The organism is Amycolatopsis decaplanina DSM 44594 (genome assembly GCF_000342005.1).
Taxonomy (GTDB): Bacteria; Actinomycetota; Actinomycetes; order Mycobacteriales; family Pseudonocardiaceae; genus Amycolatopsis; species Amycolatopsis decaplanina.
The window spans coordinates 83,281-109,583 of record NZ_AOHO01000048.1; the positions used below are offsets into that span (position 1 = coordinate 83,281).

The 26,303-nt window shown below is 69.0% G+C and carries 24 protein-coding genes and 1 tRNA gene; 13 read left to right on the forward strand and 12 right to left on the reverse strand.

Annotation, left to right across the window (positions count from 1 at the left end; all coding sequences use genetic code 11):
* Window positions 1-25 precede the first annotated feature (25 nt).
* Window positions 26-1,789 (forward strand): gamma-glutamyltransferase family protein, encoded by a 1,764-nt coding sequence (locus H074_RS12935; RefSeq protein ID WP_007030490.1) that lies wholly within the window; start codon window positions 26-28, stop codon window positions 1,787-1,789.
* A 58-nt stretch (window positions 1,790-1,847) separates the two neighbouring features.
* On the opposite strand, the gene H074_RS12940 is transcribed toward H074_RS12935, so the two are convergent.
* Genes H074_RS12940 through H074_RS12950 form a run of 3 tightly spaced genes read right to left on the reverse strand, consistent with a single transcriptional unit; the run spans window position 1,848 to window position 4,721 of the window.
* Complete coding sequence (locus H074_RS12940) at window positions 1,848-2,726, reverse strand: VOC family protein (protein ID WP_007030491.1); 879 nt, start codon at window positions 2,724-2,726, stop codon at window positions 1,848-1,850.
* On the reverse strand, window positions 2,719-3,237 hold the full coding sequence (locus H074_RS12945; RefSeq protein ID WP_007030492.1) for an RNA polymerase sigma factor: 519 nt from the start codon (window positions 3,235-3,237) through the stop codon (window positions 2,719-2,721). The genes H074_RS12940 and H074_RS12945 overlap by 8 nt, the downstream gene beginning before the upstream one ends.
* 53 nt (window positions 3,238-3,290) lie before the next feature.
* Window positions 3,291-4,721, reverse strand: coding sequence for an MFS transporter (locus H074_RS12950; RefSeq protein WP_007030493.1), 1,431 nt, complete (start codon window positions 4,719-4,721; stop codon window positions 3,291-3,293).
* A gap of 108 nt (window positions 4,722-4,829) precedes the next feature.
* Between H074_RS12950 and H074_RS12955 the strand changes: the two genes are divergently transcribed.
* Window positions 4,830-5,663, forward strand: a complete 834-nt coding sequence (locus tag H074_RS12955; RefSeq protein ID WP_007030494.1) for a helix-turn-helix transcriptional regulator — start codon at window positions 4,830-4,832, stop codon at window positions 5,661-5,663.
* A gap of 64 nt (window positions 5,664-5,727) precedes the next feature.
* Entirely contained in the window at window positions 5,728-6,585 is an 858-nt protein-coding gene (locus H074_RS12960; protein ID WP_235096744.1) for an MPN domain-containing protein, read from the forward strand.
* On the opposite strand, the gene H074_RS12965 is transcribed toward H074_RS12960, so the two are convergent.
* Both H074_RS12965 and H074_RS12970 read right to left on the reverse strand, forming a co-directional pair.
* A complete protein-coding gene (locus H074_RS12965; protein WP_039922328.1) occupies window positions 6,559-7,116 on the reverse strand; it encodes a PIN domain-containing protein in 558 nt (185 codons plus the stop codon). The two genes, H074_RS12960 and H074_RS12965, sit on opposite strands and share 27 nt — an antisense overlap.
* A 2-nt stretch (window positions 7,117-7,118) precedes the next feature.
* The gene (locus H074_RS12970) at window positions 7,119-7,727 is read right to left on the reverse strand and encodes a helix-turn-helix domain-containing protein (RefSeq protein ID WP_235096745.1); all 609 of its coding nucleotides are present in this window, start codon (window positions 7,725-7,727) and stop codon (window positions 7,119-7,121) included.
* A 27-nt stretch (window positions 7,728-7,754) separates the two neighbouring features.
* On the opposite strand from H074_RS12970, the gene H074_RS12975 reads away from it, so the two are divergent.
* From H074_RS12975 to H074_RS12985, 3 genes are all read left to right on the forward strand, one after another.
* Window positions 7,755-8,879: a sensor histidine kinase gene (locus tag H074_RS12975; RefSeq protein WP_007030498.1), complete on the forward strand. Its 1,125-nt coding sequence runs from the start codon at window positions 7,755-7,757 to the stop codon at window positions 8,877-8,879.
* Entirely contained in the window at window positions 8,876-9,544 is a 669-nt protein-coding gene (locus H074_RS12980; RefSeq protein WP_007030499.1) for a response regulator, read from the forward strand. Before H074_RS12975 ends, H074_RS12980 begins: the two co-directional genes overlap by 4 nt.
* Window positions 9,545-10,158: 614 nt before the next feature.
* Window positions 10,159-10,890, forward strand: a complete 732-nt coding sequence (locus H074_RS12985; RefSeq protein ID WP_007030500.1) for a Crp/Fnr family transcriptional regulator — start codon at window positions 10,159-10,161, stop codon at window positions 10,888-10,890.
* A 350-nt stretch (window positions 10,891-11,240) separates the two neighbouring features.
* Here H074_RS12985 and H074_RS12990 read toward each other — a convergent pair whose 3' ends face one another.
* From H074_RS12990 to H074_RS13015, 6 genes are all read right to left on the reverse strand, one after another.
* The gene (locus H074_RS12990; RefSeq protein ID WP_007030501.1) at window positions 11,241-13,010 is read right to left on the reverse strand and encodes a glycosyltransferase family protein; all 1,770 of its coding nucleotides are present in this window, start codon (window positions 13,008-13,010) and stop codon (window positions 11,241-11,243) included.
* Window positions 13,007-13,546 carry a hypothetical protein gene (locus H074_RS12995; RefSeq protein ID WP_235096746.1) on the reverse strand — a complete coding sequence of 180 codons (540 nt, stop codon included), beginning with the start codon at window positions 13,544-13,546 and terminating at the stop codon, window positions 13,007-13,009. The genes H074_RS12990 and H074_RS12995 overlap by 4 nt, the downstream gene beginning before the upstream one ends.
* Window positions 13,539-15,440 carry a glycosyltransferase family 4 protein gene (locus tag H074_RS13000; protein WP_007030503.1) on the reverse strand — a complete coding sequence of 634 codons (1,902 nt, stop codon included), beginning with the start codon at window positions 15,438-15,440 and terminating at the stop codon, window positions 13,539-13,541. The genes H074_RS12995 and H074_RS13000 overlap by 8 nt, the downstream gene beginning before the upstream one ends.
* Window positions 15,437-16,780, reverse strand: coding sequence for a methyltransferase (locus tag H074_RS13005; protein ID WP_039922507.1), 1,344 nt, complete (start codon window positions 16,778-16,780; stop codon window positions 15,437-15,439). Before H074_RS13005 ends, H074_RS13000 begins: the two co-directional genes overlap by 4 nt.
* 3 nt (window positions 16,781-16,783) lie before the next feature.
* Window positions 16,784-18,124, reverse strand: coding sequence for a flagellar basal body-associated FliL family protein (locus tag H074_RS38770; RefSeq protein WP_007030505.1), 1,341 nt, complete (start codon window positions 18,122-18,124; stop codon window positions 16,784-16,786).
* A 144-nt stretch (window positions 18,125-18,268) separates the two neighbouring features.
* Complete coding sequence (locus tag H074_RS13015) at window positions 18,269-19,411, reverse strand: flagellar basal body-associated FliL family protein (protein WP_007030506.1); 1,143 nt, start codon at window positions 19,409-19,411, stop codon at window positions 18,269-18,271.
* A gap of 228 nt (window positions 19,412-19,639) precedes the next feature.
* Here H074_RS13015 and H074_RS13020 point away from each other — a divergent pair, with 228 nt between their 5' ends.
* The 6 genes from H074_RS13020 to H074_RS13045 all read left to right on the forward strand — a co-directional run bounded on the left by H074_RS13020 (window position 19,640) and on the right by H074_RS13045 (window position 24,130).
* Complete coding sequence (locus tag H074_RS13020) at window positions 19,640-20,146, forward strand: hypothetical protein (protein ID WP_007030507.1); 507 nt, start codon at window positions 19,640-19,642, stop codon at window positions 20,144-20,146.
* A gap of 75 nt (window positions 20,147-20,221) precedes the next feature.
* Window positions 20,222-20,830, forward strand: coding sequence for a hypothetical protein (locus H074_RS13025; RefSeq protein ID WP_007030508.1), 609 nt, complete (start codon window positions 20,222-20,224; stop codon window positions 20,828-20,830).
* Window positions 20,831-21,017: 187 nt separating this feature from the next.
* On the forward strand, window positions 21,018-21,557 hold the full coding sequence (locus tag H074_RS13030; RefSeq protein ID WP_007030509.1) for a DUF2716 domain-containing protein: 540 nt from the start codon (window positions 21,018-21,020) through the stop codon (window positions 21,555-21,557).
* Between the two features lie 38 nt (window positions 21,558-21,595).
* On the forward strand, window positions 21,596-21,997 hold the full coding sequence (locus tag H074_RS13035; RefSeq protein WP_007030510.1) for an immunity 7 family protein: 402 nt from the start codon (window positions 21,596-21,598) through the stop codon (window positions 21,995-21,997).
* Window positions 21,998-22,062: 65 nt separating this feature from the next.
* Window positions 22,063-22,356: a YiaA/YiaB family inner membrane protein gene (locus H074_RS13040; protein ID WP_007030511.1), complete on the forward strand. Its 294-nt coding sequence runs from the start codon at window positions 22,063-22,065 to the stop codon at window positions 22,354-22,356.
* A gap of 31 nt (window positions 22,357-22,387) precedes the next feature.
* Window positions 22,388-24,130 carry an ArnT family glycosyltransferase gene (locus tag H074_RS13045; protein ID WP_235096747.1) on the forward strand — a complete coding sequence of 581 codons (1,743 nt, stop codon included), beginning with the start codon at window positions 22,388-22,390 and terminating at the stop codon, window positions 24,128-24,130.
* A gap of 278 nt (window positions 24,131-24,408) precedes the next feature.
* Here the strand turns inward: H074_RS13045 and H074_RS13050 are convergent.
* A tRNA-Gly gene (locus tag H074_RS13050) sits at window positions 24,409-24,481 on the reverse strand.
* A 197-nt stretch (window positions 24,482-24,678) separates the two neighbouring features.
* Here H074_RS13050 and H074_RS13055 point away from each other — a divergent pair.
* Window positions 24,679-26,232 carry a sigma-70 family RNA polymerase sigma factor gene (locus H074_RS13055; protein ID WP_007030513.1) on the forward strand — a complete coding sequence of 518 codons (1,554 nt, stop codon included), beginning with the start codon at window positions 24,679-24,681 and terminating at the stop codon, window positions 26,230-26,232.
* Window positions 26,233-26,303 lie beyond the last annotated feature (71 nt).

The window sequence follows — 26,303 nt, forward strand, 5'->3', positions numbered from 1 at the left end:
GTTAGCAAAGCGTAGTATCGGCCGCGTGTTCACGACCAGGCCGGAACTGGCCGGCACCCACGGCATGGTGGCATCGACGCACTGGCTGGCCTCGGCCACCGGCATGGCGGTGCTGGAAGACGGCGGCAACGCCTTCGACGCGGCGGTAGCGGCCGGGTTCGTCCTGCAGATCGCCGAGCCGCATCTGTGCGGCCCGGCGGGGCAGGTCCCCGGCATCTTCGTCACCGCCGCCGATCGAACTCCGCGAGTGCTCGCGGGTCAGGGGGTCTCGCCCGCGGCCGCGACGCCGGAGTACTTCGCGGATCTCGGACTCGACCTGATCCCCGGCAGCGGGTTGCTCCCCGCGACCGTCCCGGGCGCGTGGGACGGGTGGCTGCTGCTCCTGCGGGACCACGGCACGAAGTCGTTGCGCGACGTGCTCGGTTACGCGATCTCGTATGCGCGCAATGGGATTCCGCTGGTCAGCAGGGTCGGTGACACGATCCGCGCGGTCCAGGATCTCCTCGTCGAGCACTGGCCGACGTCGGCGGCGTTGTGGTTGCCAGGTGGCAGGCCGGCCGAGGGGTTGCACCGCAATCCGGCGCTCGCGGACACGTGGGAGCGCCTGGTCGCCGAGGCCGAGTCGGTCGGCGGCCGCGAGGCGCAGATCGACGCCGGACGCCGCGCGTGGTCGCAGGGTTTCGTCGCCGAAGCGATCGAGGCGTTCAGCCGCAAGGCTTTCCGTGACGATTCCGGTCGCGATCACGCCGGTCTCCTCACCGGCGAGGACATCGCGGGCTGGGAGGCGACGTACGAGGACGCGCTGCAGGTCGACTTCGGTGACTGGGGCCTGGTGAAGATGGGCGCCTGGACGCAGGGGCCGGCATTGCTGCAGCAGGCGCGGCTGCTGGACGGTCTGCGCGACGAGCTGTCCTATGTGGACGGAATCCCGACGGAACGCACGGTGCACTTGGCCGTCGAGGCGACGAAGCTGGCGTTCGCGGATCGTGAGGCGTGGTACGGGGATTCTCCGGATGTGCCGATCGAGTTGCTGATCTCGCGCGAGTACGCGGACGCCCGCCGGGCCTTGATCACCGACGAAGCGTCGGCCGAACTCCGGCCCGGAGGCCCCTCGCCGCGGCTGCCCGCGATCCTCGGAAAGCTGCGCGGACTCGAATCCGGCTCCGGTGCGACGGGGGAGCCGACGGTCGGGCCGCTGGGCGAGACCCGGGGTGACACCGTGCACATCGACGTCGTCGACGCGGCCGGGAACATGATCTCGGTGACGCCGTCGGGCGGCTGGCTGCAGTCGAGTCCGACGATCCCGGAACTCGGTTTCTGTCTCGACTCCCGCGGGCAGATGTTCTGGCTGGAACAGGGTTTGCCGAACTCTCTGGCGCCGCGGAAGCGGCCGCGGATCACGCTTTCGCCGTCGATGGGCCTGCGTGACGGCGAGCCGGTGCTCGCGTTCGGGACCCCCGGCGGCGACCAGCAGGACCAGTGGCAGCTGTGTTTCTGGCTCGCGCACACACTCGGCGGGCTGAACCTGCAGGAGTCGATCGACTCGCCCGCGTGGCATACGACCGCGTTCCCGAGTTCGTTCTATCCGCGTTCGTGGACGCCGCGGGAACTGGTGGTCGAGTCGCGGCTCGGTCAGTCCACAATAGACGCTCTCGCCGCGCGCGGGCACGACGTCGTCGACGCCGGCCCTTGGGCGCTCGGACGGCTTTCGGCCGTTTCGCGTTCCGGTGGCGTTTTGCGTGCCGCCGCCAACGCGCGGGGTATGCAGGGCTACGCGGTCGGACGCTGACGCTCCCCGACCTCGTGAGTGGTAAGGACGGCTAGAACCGTCCTTACCACTCACGAGGTCAAGAGCGCGGCTGTTCCCAGAGCCAGAATTCGATGCCCTGGTCGTCCACGCAATCGGCGCTCAGGCCGTACGGCTGCTGTTCGGTTTCGCCGACCTGGCCGCCTTGGGCTCGGACACGGTCGAGCGCGGCGGCGAGATCGTCGACGGCGTACATGACCTTCCAGCCCACTTGCCGCCCGGGGCCGCCCCAGAGCCCGCCCTGCAGGCCGGAACCTTCGACACCCCAACCGCCTTCGACCCGTCCGGGCGAGAACTGCCAGCCCAGAACGGCGCCGTAGAACGCCTTCGCGCGCTCGTCGTCGGGGACTTGGAAGGTGAAGTAACCCGCTTCGCCGTGCCGGATCGGCGTAGCGCCGGAAGCGGGCCGCGGCGCTGCCTGCGCGACAAGCCACCGCTGGCCGTACGGGTCCTTGATCACCCCGGTCAGCCCGTGACCCTCGTCCGCGACGGGACGCTCCAGTTCCCCGCCGAGTTCCACGGCCCTCGCGGCCGACGCGTGCGCGTCCGCGACCTCGATCCGGATCAGCGGACCGCCCGCGGCCGCCACGACGTTCCCCAGTTCGGGGAACTCTTCCGCGAGCATCAGCACGCTGTCCCCGATGGTCAGTTCCGCGTGCCCGACGCGACCGTCCTCCAGCACGATCGGATCGGACCGCCGCTGTGCCCCGAACACCTCGACATAGAAGTCGAGTGCGGCGCGGGCATCCGTCACCACGAGGTACGGCGTCAAAGAGCGGACTTCGGCCGCGGTGGTCAGTGTCATCTCGGCTCCGTTCAGGACGGCGCGACGAAGGTTGTCGCGCAGTTCGGCGGCGAAGAGCGGAGCAGGCTCGACAGGCTGTGAGGGCGCGCGAAGCGCATCGAACGGATCAGGCATCGCGACCCTCCTTCTCCTGGTAAGCACGCCGGAACGCGGCACGGGCCCGTACGAGCAACGCCTCCGTGGCGTGCACCGTGCGCTCGAGATGGTCGGCGACCTCCGGTACCGGGAGGCCGTCGACGTAGCGGAGCGTCAACGCGGCTCGGTGATGCGCCCCGAGCGACGCGAGCACCTCGCGCGCCAGAAGCGCGTCCAGCCGTTCGTCCCACGGATCGGTGTACTCCTCCTCGTGGACGAGCCGCAGCCCGCGTTCCTCACGTTCTTTGCGCCGCCAGTGATCGGCGAGCTTGTGCCGGGCGACGCCGATCAGCCACCCGGTGCTCACCGGAGGCGCGAACTCCTTGCGACAGGCCCTCACCGCGCCGAGGAACGTCTCGGACGTCAGCTCCTCGGCGAGGGTGCGATCACCGCACCGGGACAGCAGGTACCCGTAGACCTCCGGCAACGCCGTCTCGTACAGCGAAAGCAGCGCGAAGGCCGGGTCCCGGTGCACCCGTGGTTCCGTCACATCCCCATCGTCGCTCGGGGAGCCACGACTCCGACGGGTGAAATCGAACTTTCTCAGCTCCGCGGATCCGGCAACCGCCGAGCCACCGTGATCACGCCGACCGTCAGCACCGCCTGAATCCCGATGACCAGGACGAACGCGCCCTTCATCCCGAGCTGCCCGGCCCCGGCGGACGCGAACAACGTCCCCAGCGTCGCCACGCCCAGCGCCATCGCGGCCTGTTGCGACGTCGTCAGCATCCCGCTGCCGACCCCGGCGATCTCCGGCGGCACCTTCGACAACACGATCCGGAACACCGTCGTCATCGCCAGCCCCTGCCCGAGGCCGCACAACAGCATCCCCGGCGCGAAATCGAGTACCCCCAGGTCCGGCCACTCCAGCAGCACGGTGCCGATCAGCACCAGCAGCCCGAGCAGTTGCACCGAGAGACCGGCGGCCACGACCCGCTGCCCGAACCGCGTCACCAGGCGGCTGCTGACCAGGCACATCGCGAAGAAGGCGAGCGAAAGCGGCGCCGTCACCAGACCGGAACCCAGCGGACCGAGGTGCAGCCCGTCCTGCAGCGTCACCGCGAACACGAACATGAACGCGCTGAAGCCGATGAAGAACGGCACGCCGACCAGCAACCCTTGCCGCACACTCGGCATCCGCATCACCGACGGCGGCAACAGCGGTACACCGCCCCGACGTTCCAGCCGTCGCTCGACGTGGACGAAACCGGCCGCGGCGAACGGGAAGACCACGAGCAGCACGATCGTCCACAGTGGCCAGTCCAGCACCGGTCCTTCCGCCAGCGGGAGCAGCAGCGACACCAACGCGATCGCCAGGAAGACCGTGCCCGGACGGTCGATGCCGATCGGGTTCCGCGAGCGGCTCTCCGGGATCAGCCGCCGCGCGACCACCAGACCGGCGATCCCGACGGGCACGTTGACCAGGAAGATCGGCCGCCAGCCGGTGCCCCACAGATCGGCGGCGACCAGCGCCCCGCCGAGGAACTGGCCGAGCACCATCGAAAGCCCCGCTGTCGCGCCGTAGAGGCCCAGCGCCTTGGACCGGCGCTCGCCGGTCGTCGTCGCCTGGATGATCGACAGCACCTGCGGCAGCATCAGCGCGGCCGCCGCCCCCTGCGCGGCCCGCGCCAGCACCAGCGTCAACGCCGTCGGCGCGATCCCGCAGAGCAGGGAAGTGACGGTGAACGAGGCCAGCCCGATCAGGAACAGCCTGCGGCGGCCGAAGGCGTCACCGAGCCGTCCGCCCACGACGAGCAGGACGGCGTAGGCGATCCCGTAGGCCGCGACCACCAGTTCCAAGGTGGCGGACGAGGTACGGAGGTCCGCACCGATCGCGGGCAGGGCGATGTTCACGATGAAGAAGTCGATGAGCGGAAGTGCCGCCCCCAGCAGCACGGTGGCCAGGCCCGCCGAGGTCAGGGCCGGCCCGGCGGCGACGCGGACAGGCGTCGCCGGAACTTGCGTCGAAGTCATGAGTACCACGATCAGCCGATCGCGACCCTGGTACCAGGAGTGTGTTTATCCTGGTACCACCACTACCTGGTAACCGGCTTCGAGCTTTGCGAACCTGATGAGGTGACCATGACCGTCGATTCGCGAGTGGCCGAGGTACGACGGCACGAACTGGCCGCGTTCCTGCGCAGCCGCCGCGAGCGCATCACCCCGGACCAGGTCGGCCTGCCGGTCAGCGGCAGGCGCCGCACGCCGGGGCTGCGCCGCGAGGAGGTCGCGCAGCTGGCCGGGGTCGGGGTCACCTGGTACACGTGGCTCGAGCAGGGACGCGACATCAACGCGTCCGAGCAGGTGCTGGACGCGATCTCCCGCACTCTGCGGCTCGACCCGCACGAGCACACGCACCTGTTCACCCTCGCCGGCGCGCCCGAGCCGCCGCTGGAGAAGGACTGCAAGCTCCTCAGCCAGAACATCCACCGGATGATGGACAAGCTGGAGCCGTTCCCGGTCTGCGTGCGCAACGCGCGGTGCGACATCCTCGCCTACAACCGCGCTTACGACTGGCTGATGGGCGGGCTCGACGACATCCCGTTCGAGGAGCGCAACACGCTGATCCAGTGCCTGACCAATCCCGAGTGGCGCCGCAGGCTCCCGGACTGGGAGCTCAACCTGCCCCGGGTGGTCGCCGGTTTCCGCGCGGCGATGGCCGAGCACATCGCCGAACCGGCGTGGAAGAACCTGGTCAAGCGGCTGCGGCAGGAGTCCGAGCTCTTCGAACGGATGTGGAAGGAGCACGACGTCTCCGGCGATCGGATCGTCCTCAAGCGGTACCTGCACCCGGACGTCGGCCTGCTCCGGTTCGAGTTCTCGTACCTGTACCTCGGGCGGCGTTCCGAGATCTCCCTGGCGACGCTGACCCCGGCGGACGAGGAAACCGCGGCGAAGCTGCCCGGCTCCTTCTGAAGAGGGAGGCGGACCAGGCTCGCGAGGGAGCCATTCCGCGGCGTGAACGCCGACGCTGGGGAGCATGACCGTAGCGATGGCTCCACCCAAGATCTCCAGCGTCCGCCTGATCGTCTGCTACGCCGCGATCCTGGGCACGCTCCCGTACCTGACCCTCAAGGCGTCCTGGGTCACGGGCGGCAGTCTCGGCCTGCGTGATCCGTCCTTTGTGGACTCCGACCTGATGTTGTTCGCGAACCTGGTCACCGGCGGGATGGACGTCGTCGCGGTGATCCTCGCGCTGGCGTTCACCTACTCCTGGGGCCGCCGGATCCCCGCGCCGCTCGTCCTGTTCCCGATCTGGATCGGCACCGGACTGCTCGCGCCGATCGTGCTGGACCTCCCGGTGATCGTCGCCGACCTGACGACGGCGCAACTGACCGAAATGCCGCTGGAGAACTGGGTCTGGGCCGTCGTCTACGGCGGATTCGCCTGGCAGGGTGTCCTGCTGCTGACCGCGTTCGTGCTCTACGCCCGTGATCGCTGGTGGTTCGTCGTCACCGGCACCGTGAAGCCGGGGACGATCGGCGTGGCGGGCCTGCTCGGCATCGTCGCCGCACTCGTTTCCGCGATCGGCCACTCGATCTGGGCGTTCGGCCCCGGCGGCATCGCGGCCCGCGGGCAGGACGTCGTGCTCGCGGTGCTCGGCGTCCTCGCCGCGATCGCGCTGGCGAACGTGTCACGAGGGCGGTTCTGGCCGCGGCTGGTGCTGGTGTGGACCGGTGCCGGGGCGATGGCGGGCACGGGAGTGTGGGGCCTCTTCAGCTCTCTCACCATGGGATCCACCGGGCACGCGGCGGTGCTGGCCGTCCAGGTGATCGGCGGGGTGCTGATGATGACCTCGATCCTGAGGCGGCTACCGGTGGTCGAGCAGGCGACGTGATTCCTTGCTGAAGCCGGGAACCGTCCGCTCGAATCGTTCGAGGAACTCGCTCAACGTTTCCGGCGGTCGTTCGAGGGCACTGACCTGTTCACGCAAGCAGCGAAGAGTTGCCGCCGGAAACAGATCGAGTTGATCGAGCAGGAAGTCGTCCGGATGTACGGCCTCGATCCGGTATGGCTCGAGGGCTGAGACGGGGAAGTCTTTGAGATTGGCCGTCACGATCACGGCGGCGTTCGCGTGTGCGGCTGCGGCCAGCACGTGCCTGTCCTTCGGATCGTTGGTCATGGCTGGAATCAGCGGCTCGTAGCCGGTGACCCCGGAATCGGGGAAAGCTGAGCGCATGCCCGTCAATCGTCGCTTCGCCCGCACCGGCTCAAGGCCGAAGCGCCCGACGAGGTTCCGCTCGACCTCATCGAGCACTTCGTCCGACCAGAGAACGCGATAAGTGCCGGCCTCGGCCAGGCGCAGCAAGAGATCCGTCAGCCGGATCGGGATGAGCACGCAAGCATCGAGGAAAGCGGGAAATGGCACGGCTAGCGAGTCTGGATGAACCCGTCGACGATGTCATCGCTGCCATCCCGGCTCGCCGAAGCTGTCAGCTCATCGAGTATTCCTTGCCGTTCCGCACGAGAGCGTGCCCTGTAGCCGAGCAGATCGCTGAGGAGGACCCGTCGGTGACGTCCCGGTTTCTCGAATGGGATTTCGCCGGATTCCAGCAGCTTGACCAGCGTCGGCCGGGAGACGTTGAGCATGTCGGCCGCCTGCTGGGTGGTCAGGACGGCGTTCAACGGAGCGATGTTTATGGCGAAGCCCTGGGACATCGCCTTCACGACGTCTCGAAGAACGTCGTAGACCTGCTCGGGAAGCGTCACCTCGCTGCCGTCCGGGCCCACCAGTTTCGCCTGATGAGGTGGAGAGGCCGCGAGAGTGATGAATTCGTCGAGCCGTCGGAGTTCTCGCCGAGCGTCCGGCTCGGTGTCGGAAGGCGGTAGCACGGTGTGCTGTTCGATCGTCGATGTCATGTCGCCTCCCTCGGCTGTCCGGTGCCGATCCAGGATAATCGAAAAAAACGAAAGCCGCATCCCCGCGGCGGCTACCGCACGCGGCGTAGCCGGGAAGCCGCTTTTCAACGGACGCGACACGCCCCCGCCCCGGGTAGCTTTCGTCCTGTGCTGCAGAAGGAACGGTATCCGTGGAGCCCCTGGGTGGGCCGCGTCCTGCGCGTGGTGCTGCCGCTGGGGTTCGTCCTCGGTGCCACGAGCGGCGCCTCACGCTGGCAGCCCGACGCGCCGCAGCTGACCACGTCCGGCGTGCTGTGGCTGGCCGCCATCGCCGTACCGCTGCTGATCGTCCACCGCTTCCCGATGACGATCTTCCTGCTCACCTCCGCGTTGACGCTCGGCTACTACGCGTCCGGCAACCCCGGTGGTCCGGCGATCGTGCTGCCGACCATCGCGCTGTTCCTGTTCACCAAGATCCGCGGGCCGATCGTCGCCGGCGGCACCGGCGGAGCACTGCTGGCGGTGGCGGGCATCGCGTTGTTCGTCCGCCACGGGTTCGCCGGCTTCGACCTGCGGGCCGGGCTGGGCCTGGTCTGGGTGATCGCGGTCGTCGGAATCGGGACGGCGGTGCGCAACGGGATGGCCGCCGCGCGGGCCCGCCGAGAGCAGGCCGACGAGCACCGGCACCGGATGGCCGAGCAGGAGCGGCTCACCATCGCCCGCGAGGTGCACGACGTCGTCGCTCACAGCCTCGCGATGATCAACGTCCAGGCCGGGGTCGCCGCGCACGTCGCAGACCGGCGTCCTGAACAGGCGAAAGAGGCGTTGCTGAACATCAAGGAGGCGAGCGCTTCGGCGCTGAAGGACCTTCGCGCCACGTTGGCCGTGCTGCGGTCCGGGGAGGACAAGGCGCCCGCGCCGAGCCTCGCCCAGGCCGACGAGCTGTTCGAGCACGCGCGCGCCGCCGGACTGGAGGTCCGCGTCGACGGCGAGCCGGGGGAGCTGCCCGCCCCGGTCGACGGCGCCGCGTACCGGATCCTGCAGGAATCGCTGACGAACGTGGTCCGCCACGCGAATCAGGCGCGGGGCGTCGACGTGAGGTTCGAGCGGAAAACCGGTGCGCTCACGCTGCTCGTCCGCGACGATGGCCGTGGCGCCGTCGATCCCGCACCCGGTCACGGGCTGCGCGGGATGTCCGAACGGGCGGCCGCGCTGGGCGGCGCGCTCACGACGTCCGTGGTGGACGGCGGATTCCAGGTTCGCGTGGACCTGCCTATCGAGGGGGAACGATGACGATCCGGGTGGTCCTCGCCGACGACCAGGTGCTGGTCCGCGCCGGTTTCCGGGTGTTGCTGGAGACCGAAGACGGGTTCGAGGTCTGTGCCGAGGCCGGCGACGGCGAGCAGGCCGTCGCGGCCGCCGTCGAGCACAAGCCGGACATCGTCGTGATGGACGTCCGGATGCCCGGCGTCGACGGGCTCGAAGCGACGCGGCGGATCACCGCCAACCCCGGGCTGGCCGGGGTGAAGGTCCTGGTCCTGACCACTTTCGACGTCGACGAGTACGTCTACGAGGCGTTGCGCGCCGGCGCGAGCGGGTTCCTGCTGAAGGACACCGATCCGGTGGAACTGCTGCGGGCGCTGAAGGTGGTCGCCGCGGGGGAGGCGCTGCTGGCACCGACCGTGACCCGGAGGCTGATAGCGGAGTTCGTCGACCGGCCGGAGAACCGCCGCATCGACGTGAGCGCCGTCCGCGAGATCACCGACCGCGAACGCGAGGTCCTCGGCCTGGTCGCCGGTGGCATGTCGAACGACGAGATCGCGGCGCAGCTGGTCATCTCGGTGGCCACCGCGCGCACGCACGTCAGCCGCATCATGACCAAGATCGGGGCGCGTGACCGGGCACAGCTGGTGGTGCTGGCGTACGAGTCCGGTCTGGTCAGCCCTCGCCGGGGTTGACCGACGCGAAGCGGCGTGAGATTCCCCCAAAAAGCTGAGATCGCCGAAAAACTCCGCCGGTCACGGGGAGTCGACAAGTCCGACGTAGCGCTGACACTCCGTTAATTCCATGCCCACTCGGCTTGCTGTCGGGCCAAATCCAGGACGTGCATCTGCACGTGCACTTCGAGCGCCGTCGCATCATCTGCGTCTCCACCAGGGGTCCGGCGACGTGACGGGCGCATTTCCGGTCGGCGATCCGAAATCAGACAGGCGTACGGCTATTTCTGATTTCCTGACGAGTCCAGGAGTATCGCGTGAAGTCTCCTCTCGTCTTCATGTACGGTGCGTGATCTTTTCTTCGGTGGCCGCAAGGAATGACGGTCACTTTCCGTCGCGAAATCGCTCCCTGGACGGGTTTGGCCCACACTGTGTTGCTTTGTTGCAATGGCGCTGAGCACTAGTCTCCGGCTGAACGGCAAGGGGCGATGTCACCTACCTGACGTGATTCTCACCCGGCCGGGCAAGAACTCGATTCACCTTTCTTCTCTCACTGGGAGTCACTATTGACGGCGAATACACCTGACCCGCTTCTGCTGGTCAAGGGTCGCCCAGCCCGCGAAGGTCATCGGCTGATGGGCGGGGATTTCCTGGCCGCGGTCACCGAACGGCAGCGACAGCGGCTGCTCGAGCTGGGCAAACACGTGGACCACGCGGCGGGCACGACACTGCTCAACCAGGGCGACCCGGCACCACCGGTGCTGATCCCGCGGTCCGGCTTCGTGAAGGCGCTGCGCGCGGCACAGGGCGGCACACCGCCGGTGATCGTGGACCTGCTCGGCGCCGGTGACGTGCTCGGCTTCGAGGACTGCCTGGCCAGACAACCGAGTCATCTCTCGTACGTCGCCACGAAACCGGTTCGCGTGCTGGAGATCCCGCAGAACGCCTTCCACGGTTTTCTCGACGACGACGACCAGGCGATGGCCTTGATCGCCGTGGACCTGGCCGTCCGGCAGCGGCTGCGGAACGTCGCGCTGGGTTTCGCGGCGGCCAAGGTCCGGATCAGGCTCACCGTGTTCTTGACCAGGTTGCAGGCGCTCTACGGGGTTCCCGGCGAAGACGGCGTCGTCATCGACGTGGGACTGAATCACACGGACATCGCCTCCGCGATCGGCGCTTCGCCCGCGTCGGTCAACGCCGAGATGGCGAAACTGAAGAACGAGGGCTACCTGAGCACCGGCTACAAGACGATCCACGTGAAGAAGCGCTTGCGCGACGACGGTCCTCCGCTTTCCCTGCCCGTCGCCCCCGCCTCCAGGCCTCGGCGGATACCGCAAATGCGGATAAGGCGGATCGCGATGGGGTGAACGGGGTTTTCCTCGCGAAATCCACGAGGAAAACCCCGTTCATCTCATTCACTGCGCCGCGGGGTGCGCAAGATCGGGTCAACTGCGCTTCAGCTGAAGCGCGAGCCGTATGACGAACACGACGGCCAGCGCGGCGACCAGGGCGATTTCCCAGGCCATGGCTGCTCCTCCTCGTCCGGCATCCGGATTCACAGATGCTCTGCCCATAAGGCGCATCACCGGGGGAGGACGTTCACCGACACGGCCCAACTCACACTTTCGGGCTAACGCCACGCCCGCTACCGTGCAATGAAAGGCCCCTTCATCGCAAAATTTGCGATAAAGGGGCCTTTCATTGCGCTTGAGGTGAGCTACAGAGCGCTGCCGACCGCCGCCCACACCCGATGCGGGTCGAGGTCCATCGGTCGCGAGTCCGGGTCCGGTCGCAGCCGTCGCAGCAGCACCTGCTGCACGAGCGTCGTCGGCCGGGCCGCCGCGGCCACCCGCCGCCAGAACAGGTGATCTTCCAGGCCCTCGAACAGTACCTCGGTGTTCCACCCGCCGAATTCGTCCACCAGCGACCGCCGCACCAGGTATCCGCTGCCCAGATACGGCAGCGTCCGCAGGCGCCGCTCCTCCGGCGGCAGTGCGCCGACCAGGCCGTCCACCGGGTCCGCGACCGGGCAGTGCACGACGTCGGCCCCCTCCGAAGCGGCCAGCAGGCGCTCCAGCAGGAACTCCGAAGCACGCATCCCTCCGTCGAGCACCAGCAGCCACGAAGCCGTCGAGCGTTCCAGCAGCGAGTTCCGGGTGAGCCCGCGGCCGAGCGGGGTGTCGTGCAGCAGGACGTCGTACGGGCGCGGACGCGGCCACGGGTGCACGCCGTCCTCGCCGACGAGCACCTTCCGCGGCGGCACGCTGCCGGTGAGCAGGTCGTTCGCGAGTTCGTCCGGGTCGACTTCGCCGGCCCGGCGCACGATCAGCGCGTCGACATCGGCGGTACCCGGCAGCGAGGCCGCCGCGGGCTCCCAGCGCCGCGTGGCGACCCGCCGCGCACCTGCCGCGCGCTGCGCGATCCGCGCCGACAACGCCGTCCCGCGTGCCGAAGCCGGTCCGCCGGCGGACCGGTCACCCGCGAACCGTGCGTCGAACGACGGGGTGTCGATGGCCAGCGCGTTCTCCGGGTTCCGCAGACTCGTCGCCAGCGCCCGCGCCGGGGCGATGTCCGCGGCCGGTGCCGAACCCAGCGAAGACGCCAGCTCGATCAGCCGCCGCGCGGACGCCGTCATGTCCAGCGACTTCACAAAGCCGTAGGCGGCCGAACGCAGGTGCCGTTCCCGTTCGGGTTCGTCGGCGAGCGCGGCGGCGACCGAGCCCAGCGCCTCCGGCCTCGCGAGGACCAGGTGCTCGCCGGGGACCAGCGGTTCGACGTCGACGGACGTCTCGCTGACCACCACACAGCCGTTGGTCATCGCTTCGAGCGTGCGCACCCACTCCAGGGTCTGCTTCCGCTCGCGGTGCAGGTTCAGCAGGAACCGCGACCGCGCGAGGTGCTCGAACTTCGCCTTGCCCGGCAGGAAGTCGACGCGGGCGGCGGTCATCGGCTCGTGCGGCGGGGTCAGCAGCCGCGTCCGCAGCCCGGCGAGGTCCCGCGCGTACGAACCGAGCAGCACCGAACGCCGCCGCTCGGCCGTACCGAGGTAGGTGACGTCGAGGTCGCGCGGGCTGTCGAGGTCTCCGCCCCACAGATCCCACAGCGGGCTGTAGCCGAGCTGGAAGTGCTCGACGGCGATCCCGCGCCGCCGCAGTTCGGCGGTCGAATCGGTGTTGATGTCGACGGCGCCGCCCAGGATGGACAGCAGTTCGGCGTTGCGCTCGAAGGTCGCCGTCCCGGGATGTTCCACGCAGAACCCGATGGTGCGCCGGCACTGTGCGGCGGTCGGGAAGTCACCGTCCGGGACGGTCACGAAATACTCGTGAGGGACGACGACGTACACCGTGTCGCCCCCGGCCTCGGGATACTTGCCGATCGCGGTCCTGGCCTTGCCGCCCGCGGTGCGCACGGCGTCGGCGACCACCTCCAGGAGCTCCTCCATGAAGGCGGAACCGCCCTCGGCGGAGACGAAGCAGAGTTCGGTCACGGCCGATCCATCTTCTTCCGCACGACCCGCAGCGGAGCGGTGACCCGCCAGCTGACGGTGCGACGTGTGGCGTCGAGTTCCCTGGCCATCTCGGCGGCGAGACGTTCGGCGTTGAGCAGGCGCTGCCGGTCGGCCGACGGCTCGCCGCCGGGCAGGACGTCCGCGTCGACGACGCCCGCGGACACCACGAGTTCGGCGTCGAGCAGCGCGAGCCGCAGTTTGTCCCGCTCCTCACGGCAGGTCTTCAGCTCCGCGCGCAGCGAGTCACGCTGCTGGTGGGCGAGCAGGACCTCGGCCTCCAGCGCCTGCAGACGCGCCTTCGCGACATCGAGCTCTTCCTGCTGTGAGGCGAGCTTCTCGTGCACAGCGGCCGACTCGTCTTCGTCGGACGCGGCCGAGGTGGCCTCACGCAGCTCGTGTTCGGTTTCGGCCAGCTTCGCCTTCAGCCGGTCCTGCTCGGCGGTGAAAACCTGCCGCTCGGCCCGGAGCCGGGTCAGCTCGGCCTGGACACGGCCGGGAATGTCGGTGTCAGACATGAACGCCCCCACTCAGTTCGGTCAGGATTTCGGAGTACTCGCGCGCGTAGCCCGCCGGATCGAGCCACGGCAGCAGTTTCTCGTGCGCGGCCTTGGCCATCTCACGGCGGCGCGTGGCCGACGTGCCCAGCGCGCGCAGCAACGCCGCGGTCAGCGCGTCGACGTCGTTGGTCTCGAACAGCCAGCCCGTCTCGCCGTCGACGATCATCTCCCGCGCGCCGAACACGTCGGTCGCCGCGACCGGGACGCCACAGCAGACGGCTTCGAGGATCGACCGCGGCAGCGACTCGATGTCGGAGCTGTTCACGAAGATGTCCGCGGCCTGCAGCCAGCGCAGCGGATCCGGCTGGATCGGCACCAGGCTGACCGACTTCTCCAGCCCGGCGCGCTCGACGGATTCCTCCATCGCCAGCCCGTACGGCGACGGGTGCAGGCCGACGATGGACAGCTTCGCCTCGGGGTGGATCTTGTGGATCCGCTCCATCGCCGAGATCAGCGGCGCCTGCCCCTTGCGGGACTCCGCGATGCCGATGTTGACCAGCACGATGTCGTCCGGTGTGTAGCCGAGCATGTTGCGCGCCTGCTGCCGCGTCTCCGACCGCGTCCGGCCGCCGAACTTGTGCATCGGCGTGCCGTATCGGACAGTCCGGCAGCGCTCCGGCTTGCTGTACGGCAGGAACATCTCGCGCGTCGCGTCCGCGACGAACAGCAGCTTGTCGACCTCGGCGAGGGTGCTCTCCCAGCGCTGCCAAACCGCTGCGGGCGGTTTCACCGGGCCCCAGTTCTGGTAGGCGAACGCGGGCAGCGAGAAGCTCTCGTGGATGACCCACGCCGTCGGCATCCCGGCGCGCTTGGCCGCGTCCGCGCCGACGAAGCCGCCGAGAGTATTGACGAGCGCGACGCCCGCTCCGGAGCACTTCGCGAAGCGAGCCAGCTCGGCGACGTGCCCTTCGTAGGCGGGCACCGTCTGGTTCCGGTAGTGCGTCGTGACGTGCACGGGAATGCCGAGTTCGTGGCAGTCGGCGCGCAGCGGGCCGTCGGTTTCGCTGACCAGGCTGACCTGCCAGCCGTGGTCGGTCACCATCCGGCTCAGCAGTTCCTGCAGCCACAGCTGCCCGCCGCCGACGCCGAGGCTGTGCGTGAACACCAGCACGTGCCTCGGGTCGGTCGGGATGTTCACCCGCGCCATCGCGCGAGCGGTGTCCCCGGCCAGCTCGTCGGCGAGTTCGGCGTCGTCCAGGTCCGCGACAGGGTTGCGAAGCGTGAAGGTGCGCTTCGCCGACACGACCTCGCCGACGCCTTCGGTGCGGTACCGGACGCGAAGCGACAGCGTCCGCTCTTCGCCGTACGGGAGGTCGACAGGCACCCAGGCCTCGAAGCCACTTACCGCGGCGTCGTCGAAGCCGGGGAATTCCTTGGGAACGTCCTTGCGCGGCAGGCGGGTGCGCGCGCTGACCGTGCCGCCGCCCTCGACCATGACCTCGATCAGGCTCGGCGCGCGGCCCTGCAACAGCGCCCAACCCGTCACGTAGACGACGTGCCCTTCGGAAACCTTGCCCTGCTTCGGTGCCTCGAGTTCCCCGAGCCACAGCGGTTCTTCGCCGGGCAGCGTTCCGACGTGGACGGTCGCCTGGTTCAGCACGCGCTCGCCCGGACCGGTGACGACGATGTCCTGGGTGCCCGCGGGGACCCAGTTTGCCGGGACCGCACGCCAGCCGAAAGTGCCTTCGGGCGCGCCCGGGCACGGCTCGGGGAACAGATTCGCCTCGACGTCCGCGATGGTCACGGACATCTCGTCGATCCGGCTGATCCCGGTCGTCCAGCCCCGGAGTTCGAACAGGTGCCCGACCGGCCGGTCCGGGGTCAGGATGCCGGCGGTATGCAGGCTCGTCATCGCTTCGCTACCTCGTCTTCGTTCGCCGCCACACCGGCGCCGACCTTGGGTGAACGGTACTCGTGGACGGTTCTCGCCAGGCGCGTTCGCCAGACCCCGGCGATCGCCGCGCGTACTTCGTCCGTGCCGTGGGCGGTGCCGCACGAGCCGATCGCGGAGAAGGCGGCCTCACGCGCCAGTGCACTGTCCACAAAGGAGGGATGGAGTCCGATCAGCACGCCGAGCCAGCCCGCCAGGTCGCGCATCGAACCGCCCTCCGCCGCAGCGGACCAGCCCGCGTCGGTGAGTTTGTCGGCCAGCACGAGCACCCCGCGCTCGACCACTTCGGACACGCCGGCGCCCGCGTGCCGCCACTCGAGGTCGATCGGGCGCAGTGTCGCGCCGTCGACGAGGACGTTGTGCGGCACCAGATCCCACAGCGCCTCGACCCCGCGCGCGGCCTCCGCACGGACGAGATCCCGCCATCCGGTGAGCAATTCCGCGACGCGCTCCGGCTCGTCGAGCAGGACTTCGACCATCGTCGGGGCGTCGTAGACCTTGTCCGTGCACGGTCCGACCGAGATCCCGGCCACCGGCGGCGACGGCACCAGCGGCACGCGGCGGACTTCGGCACCCTCCCCGGTCCGCACGACGTCGGCGCGAGTGCACGCGAACGCGGCGCGCTCCGCGGTGTTGAAGTAGGTCGCGAGCCGGTACGCGGGCCAGAGCGCGGCGGCGCCGGGACCGCAGAGCAGGGCGAGTCCGTTCGCGGGACCATCGGAGATCGCCGCGGACAGCCGGGGCAGCTCGGCGTCGATCTGCGCGCCGCGCACCGCGCGGGCGACCTCGTGACCGGGGGAGCAGAGCAGCTCACGCTGGACTTCGAGGCCCGCCGCCGCGAGCGTCCTGGCGACGCCGCGCGACGACGTCAGCACCACGACGGCGCCCATCGGCGACAGCCGCTCGCGAACCGAGTCAAGCAAGCCCCGCGTCGCGTACGGCTGCTGGACGACGACGAGGTCGTAACCGTCGGCGGGCGGCCGGTCGTGCACCGAGACCGTGCCGAGGTCGCGGGTGCGGAACCGCACCGCGGCGGCGCGGACCGGGTCGGCCTCGACGGCGTGCACCGTCGCCGAAACCTCACCCAAGTACCGCGTCAGACCACCGAAACCGGCGCCGACCTCCAGGACCCGCGCCGCCTTCGGCAGCACGAGCGCCCGGAGGACGTTCGCGGCGCCGTGGTCGAGCGGAACACGCTCGGCGGCGTCCCAGCCGGCGAAGTGCAGTTCGTCGGACAACGAACCGGTGTCCTCGGCCAGGGAGAGCAGGGTCGTGATCAGCCGTGCCGTCTCCGCGGTCATCACTCAGCTGGTGACGGCGTAGTTTTCCAGCGTCTTCTTCACCGCACGCTGGTACGTGCCGCTCAACGCCTTCTCGCCCTCTTCCCCGCCGAGCGGGTTCTGGAGGATGTCGACCCGGACGATGTTGTTGCCGCTGATCCAGGTGCCGCGGTAGGTGCCCTTGTCGCCGTCGATCTTCTTCTGGAAGTTCAGCTTCGGCGGCATGCCCGGCAGCGGCTCGGTGATCTGCACGAACCCGTTGCTCGTCTGGTACTGGCGCAGCTGCTTGACCAGGTCACCGGCGGCGCCGGGGCTGGTCAGCGGGATGACCGTGATCGAGATCTTCGCCGGCTGAGGGCCGGTCTCGTCCGGCTGCTTCTGCGAGCCGCGGTACGCGACCTGCTTCACGCCGGCGGCGATGACCAGATCCGCCTCGCCCTTCTCCATGCCGGTGATCTCGGCGAGCTGGGCCACGGGGATCGCGCCGCTCTTCGAGTCCTCTTCACCGGACTGCTCCGGGATCTTCTCGAACAGCAGCTCTTCGGGCGTCTTCGGTTTGGTCGACGACGGCGGGGGAGCCTGCGACTGGGGCGACTGCGGCGCGGCCGTCGGGTCCGGCGGGGTGTCACCGCCGCCGGAGAAGGCGAAGTAACCGCCGACACCGAGACCGGCTAGGACCAGGACGGCGACGATCGCGATGATCGCGATCTTGCCGCCCTTGCCCTTGGGCTTGTCCTCGAACAGCTCGGGGCCCTGCTTGACCCACTCCGTGCTGCCGACCGGCGAAATCGGCGGGAAGTCCGAACCACCCCACGGCGGGCTGGCGTCGTTGTCGGTCCAGCCCTGCTGCTGCGGCGGCTGCTGCTGGTAGCCCTGCTGTTGCTGCTGCGGGAAGCCGCCGGCAGGCGAGGCCTGCCCCTGCTGGGGGAAACCACCGGCCGGGGACGCCTGGCCCTGCTGCGGGAAACCGCCCGGCGGCGACGCCACCGGCGGCACGACCTGGGTGCGGTTCGGATCGGCCTGCTGTTGCTGCCAGTTCGGGACGACCTGGGTGCGCTCGCCCTCGCCGCTCTGCTGCGGCTGGTTCACCGGCGCGATGATCTGCGTCGAGTCGGCGCTGGGCTGGCCGGGCTGTTGCTGCGGCGCCTGCTGCTGTTGCGGAGCGGGCGGCTGCTGGAACGGCGGCTGCTGGAACGGCTGCTGCGGCTGCTGGCCGGGCTGCTGGACCTGCTGCTGGGCGGGGTCGCCGTACGCGACCGCCGAGGACAGCACCTGGTCACGGCGGAGCCGGTAATCGTCCGCGGAGAGCCGTCCAGATGCGAGCTCTTCGTCCAGATTGCGCAGCTCTTCCTGCCAGGACACCACCGGCCCCCTTATCCGAATTTCCGGCGGGAGGAACGCTCCCGGCCGTCGCGATACCACCACTGCGGTGACCTCGCACATTCTGCACTGCCCGGACTCGCTGCGCCCTCGCGGGTCGAATCGTGATCTCCCCGCGACCTGCGCTTCTCAGCTCGACGGCAGAACAGTGTCCAACGAGGTCAGCGTCTGCTCCAGACGGGTGTCGAGTGCCTGCGGGTCGCCGCCGAGCGGCTGCGAGACCCAGGTCGTCACGGCCATCGTCCCGGAGACATAACCGATGCCACTGAGCTGGCCGTTCTTGTTCGCGCCGACGAGGGCGAGCCGATCGCCGACGCGCTGCTCGCGCAGTCCGGCGTTGATCGAGTTCTCCCGGAAATACTTGACGATCGCGGCCGCGTCCTTCGCGTCGTTCGCCGGGATCACCAGGACGAGGTAGCTGTTCGTTCCCTCGTTCGAGCCCTTGTAGGTGACGGACGTGACGTTCTTCGACGCGAGGTAGTCGCCCGCGGCCTTCGAGTAGAGGTTGAGCTCGACACCCTTCGCGACCGACATCGTCGAGTTGTCCTTCGACGGAGTCCCCGGCAGCGCGGGCAGCCGGTCCTCCAACGGGGTCTGGGCGCTGCCGGGCCGGCCCGACGGCGCCAGGCCCTCCGGCGGCTGGGCCACGCTCGGCGCGGGAGGCTGCTCGGCGACGTTCGAGGACCGCGACGAGCCCAGCCACAGCGTCCCGCCGATGATCAACGCCAGCACGACCAGCACGCCGGCGCCGATGAACAGCCAGGTCGGCTTGCGTTCGCCGACGACCGCGTAGTCCTCGGCGGGCGCGTGGTGGCGCGGGCCGGGCTCGGGGGCCAGCGGCGGAAGCGGCCGGTTCATCTCGCGAGTCGACGGCCTGTCCTTGACCGGCGGCGGCTCGGCGCGCAGGTAGACCGTCGGGTTGATGTCGGCGGGTGAGGGCGCGGTGGTCTTGTGGTCCGCGATCCGCGGGATGGCGGTCTTCTTTTCGGGTTGCTCGACGACCACCGGCGGCGGCGTGTGCACCGGCTGGATCTGCTGGTACGGCTGGGGCTGCTGGACCGTGACCGTGGGCGGCTCGACCGGGCGCGCGGCGGGATTGGCGCTGTGCCACTCCCCGCCCGGGCGCCGCAGCGGTGACGGGACCGGCGACGGCATCGTCCCGCCGGAGGCCTCCGCCAGGAGCTCGTCACGCTTCCTGCGGTGTTCGGCGTGCCCGATACGACCCGCGGCCAGCTCGACGTCCAGCAGTCGAAGCTCGTCTTGCCAGCTCATTCAGCCCCCTGCCGCCGGGTGTGGGCAGCCAGTGTTGCATGCACCCTTATGGGTGGTTGATGTGGTCTTTCCTCATTCTTGCCTCCACTCACGACCGGGTCCAGCACCGATCTTGCGCGAGCTGAAGGGGACTTTCCCCGCATGGCACGCGGCGAAAGCTCCCTTCGCCGCGTGAGACGAGGTGAAAGTCCCCTTCAGCGGTACGGTGGCGGACGTGGGAAGTGCCGGGTGACGGAAATCGACGCGTGTCGCGGCGCGCTGCGCGAGCTGGCCATCGGCAGGCTCGCCGGACGCGACGTCCGCACCTCCCACCTGGTCGAGGCCGGTCTGGACGCGATCGTCGCCGGACTCGACACCCCGTCCCTCGCCTTGCTCGCCGGGCTCGGATCTTCCGCCGAAGACGCCGTCGACAAGGCGTTCGGCCAGGTCGTCGACGAACTCGGGCTCGAACTGCCCGCCGACCCGACGGCCGCCCGCTGGCTGCTGATCCACGGCTGGCTCACCGCGATGGTCGAGGGCCGCCTCTCGCCCGCGGCCGGCGGCGCGCTGGTCAGCGAGGTCGGCGAGTTGCTCGGATCCCCGCTGTCGTTGCGGGGGATCACGCGCTGGTCGGCGATGCTCGACAGCTGGATCCCGACCGATCTCACCCCGAGGGACGTCTGCGAGGTGCCGATCCTCGAGGAGTCGGCCGAGCTGCTCGAAGGGCCTTGGCCGCCTTTCCCGCGTCACCCGTAAAGCCCCGTTTTCTGTCGTACATGTGTTCTAAAATGGTCGTTGTACAGCAGGAACAGCGGCGAAAGGCAGACACGGATGGCCTACATCACCCTGCCCACGTTCGTGGGGTACAGCACGAGCTCGGGTCCCTCGCGTTCCTCGTTCGTCCGGCGCTGGCGCCGCCAGTACGAGGATCCGGCCCGGGGCGGGTTCAACTTCTACCTCCGCGCCGCGAACGCGATCCGCGCCGGACGCATCTCCGGGCGGGATCGCGAGGTACTGCGGGCGCTGGTCGAGAACGCGGACGAGCGCACGCGGCCGCACTACACCGAGATCGCCAATGGCTGGCTTCGCTACGTCGGGCGGCGCGATCTGCGGCTGGCCGAGGTCGGCCGGTCACGATGGCGGCTCGGCTCGCTCGAAGTGGGTATCAACCCGCACCTCGGCCTGCGCAAGGGCGACGGCCCCGTGTACGTGACCTGGCTTTACTTCAAGGAGGAGCCGCTGAGCCGGGACGCGGCACAGATGGTGCTGTGGTTGCTCGAACAGACCATGGACGAGCTGCGACCGGGCGGGCGTCCTCTGGTCGTCGACGTCCGGCGTTCGAAGGAGTTCGCGTTGTCGCCGCGCGATCGCGACAAGGTGCGACCGTGGGTGCGGAGTGAGGCCTCGGCCTTCATGAGCCTTTGGGAGGCGGCCGCGTGATCGAACGACGGCGAGCCCGCATTCGGTGGGCTCGCCGTTCACGTACCGTCATTCTCACGGTTCCGGCGACGGCGCAAGACACCTGATCAGGTGACAGTTTCGCGGAGAATGCCCACGAGCTGGACAACTTGGGCCCCGAACACGAAGCTTTCCCAGTCTTAATCGGCCGAACCACCGAGGGTCGCTCGTGAACAACGCTTGGGAAGCCATCTCCAGGGTCGCAGATGAGCCCGCTTGGTACTGGGTCTACGACAAGCTCGCGTTCTGGCCGAGCACCTACGCGCACGCCTGGCCCGGTTTCCGTGAACCCGCTCCGTCCGTCGCGTGGGATCTCGCGCCCGGCGGTCTCGACCGCTCGTCGCCCGAATTCCGGCTCGGCCCGTACGCCGTCGAGCAGAACGACGTCGCTCGTGTCGCCCTCTCGGCGCTGAAGGACTGCGTCGCCGAGGACGAGTGGGTGTGGGTGCTGCACTGGCAGCACCAGTCGTACCGCTTTTACCCGCATCGGCACGCCGCGCTCGACCCATGGCCGGTCCCGGTGTTCCCGCGCACGGACTACCACATGTTCCTGGCGAACGACTTCCGTTTCGGCACGCTCGGGCACCCCTGGGAACGGACCTTGTGCGTCTACGGCGAGAAGTTCGTGCCCGCCTTCGAGAAGCACGGCGGACAGGTTTTCAAGAACGCGCTGCGGCGCGACGGGGCGCCGGCCGCGATGGCGGGCTGACCACCGTCCGGCGGGCGGACCTGCCTAAACTCAGGCGGGTGTTCGAATACCACGGGTGGGTGACCATCCAAGCGAGCCCTTCCGGTGACGACGACGCGGCGCTGCTTGAGCGCATCGTCGAGCGGGTGCACCGCGCCGTCCGCGATTTCGACGGCGGTGACCTTCTCGACCTTCGCTGGGCCGCCGGGGTGCCGGTGCTGCACCTGGGCGGCATGGACAAGCACGGCACGGCGATCGCCCCCGAGCTGGTGGACCTGTTCATCCGCGTCGGCGATCTCGCGCCCGGTTCCTACGGTCTCCTCCACGTCTGGGACGACCAGGATCCCGAGCACGACAACGAATTCAAGGTGTACCGGATGGCCCGCGGCCTGGTCACCGAACGCGGCGACGACCACCTGTCCCCGGTCGCGCCGACCGTGATCGACGGCTACGAGATCTGAATCGCAACCCATCTTGAGTAGCCGTACTCAAGACATCGCGGGGTGCCGGCGCGACCTTGGTACGCATGACGAAAACCTCCGCAGCGTCTCCCGCCACCGTCGCGTTCTTCGTCCAGGCCGCCCTCTCGTTCGGCCTGGCGCTGGTCGCGGTCGTAGTCGGCATTTGGTACCTGCCGGTCGACGGCTGGGTCCGCGGCTTCCTCGCCCTTGGCATGCTCTTCCTGACCACTTCGGCGTTCACCCTCGCCAAGTGCATCCGTGACCGGCAGGACGAGAACTCGGTCGTCAGCAGAGTCGACCAGGCACGGGTCGACAAGCTCCTGTCCGAGCACGACCCCTTCAAAGCGCCCGCGCTCTAGCCGGCTCAGGGGCGCGGCTACATTCTCGACCATGGTCTTGACCAGGGGGATTCGCCGCGTCCAGGTGAACACATGGGTACTGCTAGGCGTGGCGATCGCTTGGTTGCTCGTCAACTTCCGGTGGATCGTTCTGTATCGCGATGGCCAGGTTTTCGACATCGACGAGGCCGGCTACTTCGGCATGGCGTTGAACAACCACGGCGCGGCACTCCGGGACGGTGCCGCCGGCTGGGTCGAAGCCGTCGAGTCCCCGGGCATCCAAGCGCCGCTGCTGCCCGCGCTGACCTCACTGCACTTCTTCGCGACCGGGACCGGCACGGTGGCCGCGTTCCTCGTCCCGCTGGTGGCCGGGGTGGCGTTGATCCTGCTCACGCACGCCGTGGCCAACAGGGTGGCAGGCCGCCCGTTCGCCTGGATCGCCACGGTGCTGATCGCCACCGCTCCGGGCGTGCTCTTCGAGGCCCGCGCCTACCACTTCGCCCTGCCCGCGGCGGTCATGACGACAGCGGCCGTCTATTGCCTGATTCGTTCCGAAGGGCTGTCGAAAACGCGGTTCGTCGTGCTCTTCGGCGTCTTCGTCGGACTGATGCCGTTGTCGAGGACGATGGCCATCGCGTTCGTACCCGCGTTGGTGCTGGCCGCGTTGATCCAGGCGATGGTCTCCGACGGCCGGAAGGAACGCCTGAAGCGTTTGGCCCTCGCGGCGCTTGTGGCTGCCGGCGTCGCGGCGATGTGGCTGGTGCCCAACGGTGCCCGGGTCTTCAGGTACCTGACTGGTTTCGGCTACGGGAAGCAATCTGTGGAGTTCGGCGAGGAAGCGGGGGTGTTCAACCCTGCGGCCTGGGTCGCGCGGCTCCGGCTGCTGATCTTCGACCACGGGCTGCCGCACACGCTGCTGCTGTGCGCAGGCCTTGTCGCCGCGATCGTCGTGGCGGTCGTGAAGCTCCGGACCGGTCCGGTGAAGGACGCCTTTCGCTCGTCGGTGGCGTCGCCGCTGTTTCCGTCGGCGCTGCTCGTTGCGGAAGGCGGGCTGACGGTGCTGACGTCCAAGAACACGGGCACCGCCTTCTTCCTCCCGCTGATCCCGTCCATGGCGATCCTGGCACTCTGGGGGCTGTACAGGGCACACCGTTCGCTTCGGCGGGTTCTGCCGTTCGTGGTCGCCGCGGTCGGGCTACTGGCGCTGGTGCCGATGGTGGATCTGCGCCTGCCGACCGCTCGTCCCTGGGAGGTGGATCTGCCGGTGCTGGGCACGTCCAAGGTCACCGACGGTCGCGGCGTTCCGCAGATCTACGCCGACCCGGACGGTCAGGTCGCCGAGCCGGTGAGTGTGGAGACGGCGCGGGAGTGGCGGGCCGCGTCGGAATGGGCCGCCGGTCAGGTGGAAGAGCATCACGCGTTGGGCGGGGCGACGGCGTTCGGGTTCCGTGACCGGCTCTTCAACACCAACACCGTGCAATTGGAGATGCTGCGGAAGTTCGGCTACGGGGTGGCGTTGCCGCAGGTCGATCCGACGGCGAACGGGAACACCGAGCCGGATTACCGTGGCTGGCTGACGTCGTACCAGAACAGCAACAGCGGTGACGCGAGCAAGACGTGCCTGCTGTTCACGGCGACGGGAACGATCAACGAATTCGAGCCGAAGGTGGATCCGCCGTCCATGGTCTCCGCCGCGACGGCGTCGGGGTTCATGCCGGTCGCGACGCGGCCCCTACCGAACGGTCGGCTGGTGACCTTGTGGAAGCGCCCGCAGCCCACCTGCGTGCCTTCCTGAGCACGAAGGGCGCACCGGTTCCGCCGGTGCACCCTCGCCCACATATGCACAAATTCGAATTACTACGGTCGTGTGACTCCGCTCACCGAACCTGTAGCACTTAGTAACCATCAAGATCAGAGAACAAAGGAAACCGAAACCAAGAAACCCCACGAGCCATACACCCACCCGAAAAGATGAGGCACAGGCACCGTGGGGGTCCGGAGGCCGAGGCCCCGGGAATTATGGTGAGCAAGCCATGGTACAGGCGTTCCCTGGACACATCGCGCTCACTTGCGAGCGGATGACGGGATTCGAACCCGCGACCCTCACCTTGGCAAGGTGATGCGCTACCAGCTGCGCTACATCCGCGTGTGTTGCTCTGCTTCGGCACTCGTTTGAAGCAGTGGAACAACCATACACCGACCGTCTGTAGCGGTTTGCACCCACCCCTAAAGGTGCTTCGGTGTCACACCTGGCGTACAAGGGGTGACGACAGCTGCATACCTCCGTATGGTGTCCCCATTCGACCGAATGGTGAGTCCTTCGGGGAGGAGGTGCCTGGCCGGATGACCGAGCAGGGCACGGTGCCGCTTCAGGCGGCCTCGGAATCCGACGAGCAGGCATTGCTCCAGCGTCTTCGTGATGGGGAGGACGCCGCCTTCGGGGAGCTTTTCGAACTTCACGCCGCCGCGGTGCGGCGGCTGGCCCGCAGTCTGGCCTCCGATCGGTCGGAGGCGGAGGACATCACGGCCGAGACCTTCTTCCGGGTGCTTCAGGCGTTGCGCCGGGGCGCCGGGCCGCGCGACTACGTGCGGGCGTATCTGCTGACGGTGGCCCGCCGGGTTTCGTGGGAGTGGCACGGCGCGCGTCGTGACGTGCCGGTGAGCGACGACGAGCTGACCTTCCGGGCCGGGGCGGGGGCGGACACGCACGCCCGTACGGCCGAGCATTCGCTGATCACGACCGCTTTCACGAGTTTGCCCGAGCGGTGGCGTTCGGTGTTGTGGCAGACCGAGGTCGAAGGCGAGCAGCCGGCGATGGTCGCGCCGCATTTCGGGTTGAGCGCGAACGCGACGGCGGCGCTGGCCCGTCGGGCGCGGCAGGGGTTGCGTGCGGCGTATCTGCAGGCGCATCTGTCGGTGAACCGCGGGCCGGATTCGTGCCGCGCGGTGGTGGAGAAGCTGGGCGGGTTCACCGCGGGCAGCGTGACCGGGGCCGAGGCCCGCCGGATCAAGACCCACCTGATCGCCTGTCAGTCCTGCCGGGCCACTCACGACGAGCTGCGTGACGTCTGTTCCTCGCTGCGGGCGCACGCCGGTGTGGTGGCACTGCTGGTGCCGGCGGCCGCCGGGGCCCACGCGAGCGGGGCGTTGTCCGGATTCGCCGCGTCGGTCAAGGGGGTTCTGCTCGGCTCGAAGGTGAAGGTCGGCCTGGCGGTGGCGTCGACGGCCGCCGCGGGTGCGGTCGGAATCGTCGCCGGTCCGGCCGTGTTCGGCACTGACTTCACCCACACCATCGGCCTGTCCGGGGGTGGGCAGCCGGAGCTGGCGTTGTTGCCGCCGCAGGTCGCGCCGCCCGCCCATGACCAGCCGGTGGAGATCCCGCCGCAACGGATCGCCGAAGACCAGCTGCACGGCATGGGCGTTCAGCCGGTCGTGACCGGGCGGGGCCCGAGTGCCGAACTCGGTGTGTCCGACATGCCGAGCCTGCCCGGCGTGGGCACGTCTCGGAAGGAACTCGGCGGCGGTGACGTCGTGCGGCCGCCGGACGAGCGGAATCCCTCGCAGGAGGAGACCTCGCCGCGGAACGAGATCCCGGGCACGGGCACCGGCACGAACCAGACCACCTCGAAGCGGGACGACCTCCCGCCGGGGGAATCGCCCGACCCCACCGAGGAGTCGTTGAGCCCGACCGCCACCACGACGACGACCTCACGGGACTCCACCGAGCCATCGGAGTCGAACACGACTGCCCCGGAAGGGTCCTCTTCGTCGGTGACCGGTACGCCCGGGAGCACGACCGGGACACCGTCCGGCGACCCGTGGGAAGACGAGCCGAGCCCGGTGAAACCGACTTCCCACTATCCGGAACCGGGTGTCGACTACCCGACGTGCCCATAACGCCCGAGCGGGCATATCACCTTCGAACTCTCGCGAATCCGGCTCCCGTCACGGTACGGTGGGACTCGCTC

Excerpts from the sequence above, each read along its gene's own strand:
- H074_RS13025 (WP_007030508.1), top strand. The coding sequence starts at position 20,222 with ATGGCCTACATCACCCTGCCCACGTTCGTGGGGTACAGCACGAGCTCG.
- H074_RS13005 (WP_039922507.1), bottom strand. The coding sequence starts at position 16,780 with ATGACCGCGGAGACGGCACGGCTGATCACGACCCTGCTCTCCCTGGCC.
- H074_RS12940 (WP_007030491.1), bottom strand. The coding sequence starts at position 2,726 with ATGCCTGATCCGTTCGATGCGCTTCGCGCGCCCTCACAGCCTGTCGAG.
- H074_RS12985 (WP_007030500.1), top strand. The coding sequence starts at position 10,159 with ATGGGCGGGGATTTCCTGGCCGCGGTCACCGAACGGCAGCGACAGCGG.
- H074_RS13045 (WP_235096747.1), top strand. The coding sequence starts at position 22,388 with ATGGTCTTGACCAGGGGGATTCGCCGCGTCCAGGTGAACACATGGGTA.
- H074_RS12995 (WP_235096746.1), bottom strand. The coding sequence starts at position 13,546 with ATGTCTGACACCGACATTCCCGGCCGTGTCCAGGCCGAGCTGACCCGG.
- H074_RS13055 (WP_007030513.1), top strand. The coding sequence starts at position 24,679 with ATGACCGAGCAGGGCACGGTGCCGCTTCAGGCGGCCTCGGAATCCGAC.
- H074_RS12950 (WP_007030493.1), bottom strand. The coding sequence starts at position 4,721 with ATGACTTCGACGCAAGTTCCGGCGACGCCTGTCCGCGTCGCCGCCGGG.
- H074_RS13040 (WP_007030511.1), top strand. The coding sequence starts at position 22,063 with ATGACGAAAACCTCCGCAGCGTCTCCCGCCACCGTCGCGTTCTTCGTC.
- H074_RS13000 (WP_007030503.1), bottom strand. The coding sequence starts at position 15,440 with ATGACGAGCCTGCATACCGCCGGCATCCTGACCCCGGACCGGCCGGTC.
- H074_RS13015 (WP_007030506.1), bottom strand. The coding sequence starts at position 19,411 with ATGAGCTGGCAAGACGAGCTTCGACTGCTGGACGTCGAGCTGGCCGCG.
- H074_RS12955 (WP_007030494.1), top strand. The coding sequence starts at position 4,830 with ATGACCGTCGATTCGCGAGTGGCCGAGGTACGACGGCACGAACTGGCC.
- H074_RS12960 (WP_235096744.1), top strand. The coding sequence starts at position 5,728 with ATGACCGTAGCGATGGCTCCACCCAAGATCTCCAGCGTCCGCCTGATC.
- H074_RS12980 (WP_007030499.1), top strand. The coding sequence starts at position 8,876 with ATGACGATCCGGGTGGTCCTCGCCGACGACCAGGTGCTGGTCCGCGCC.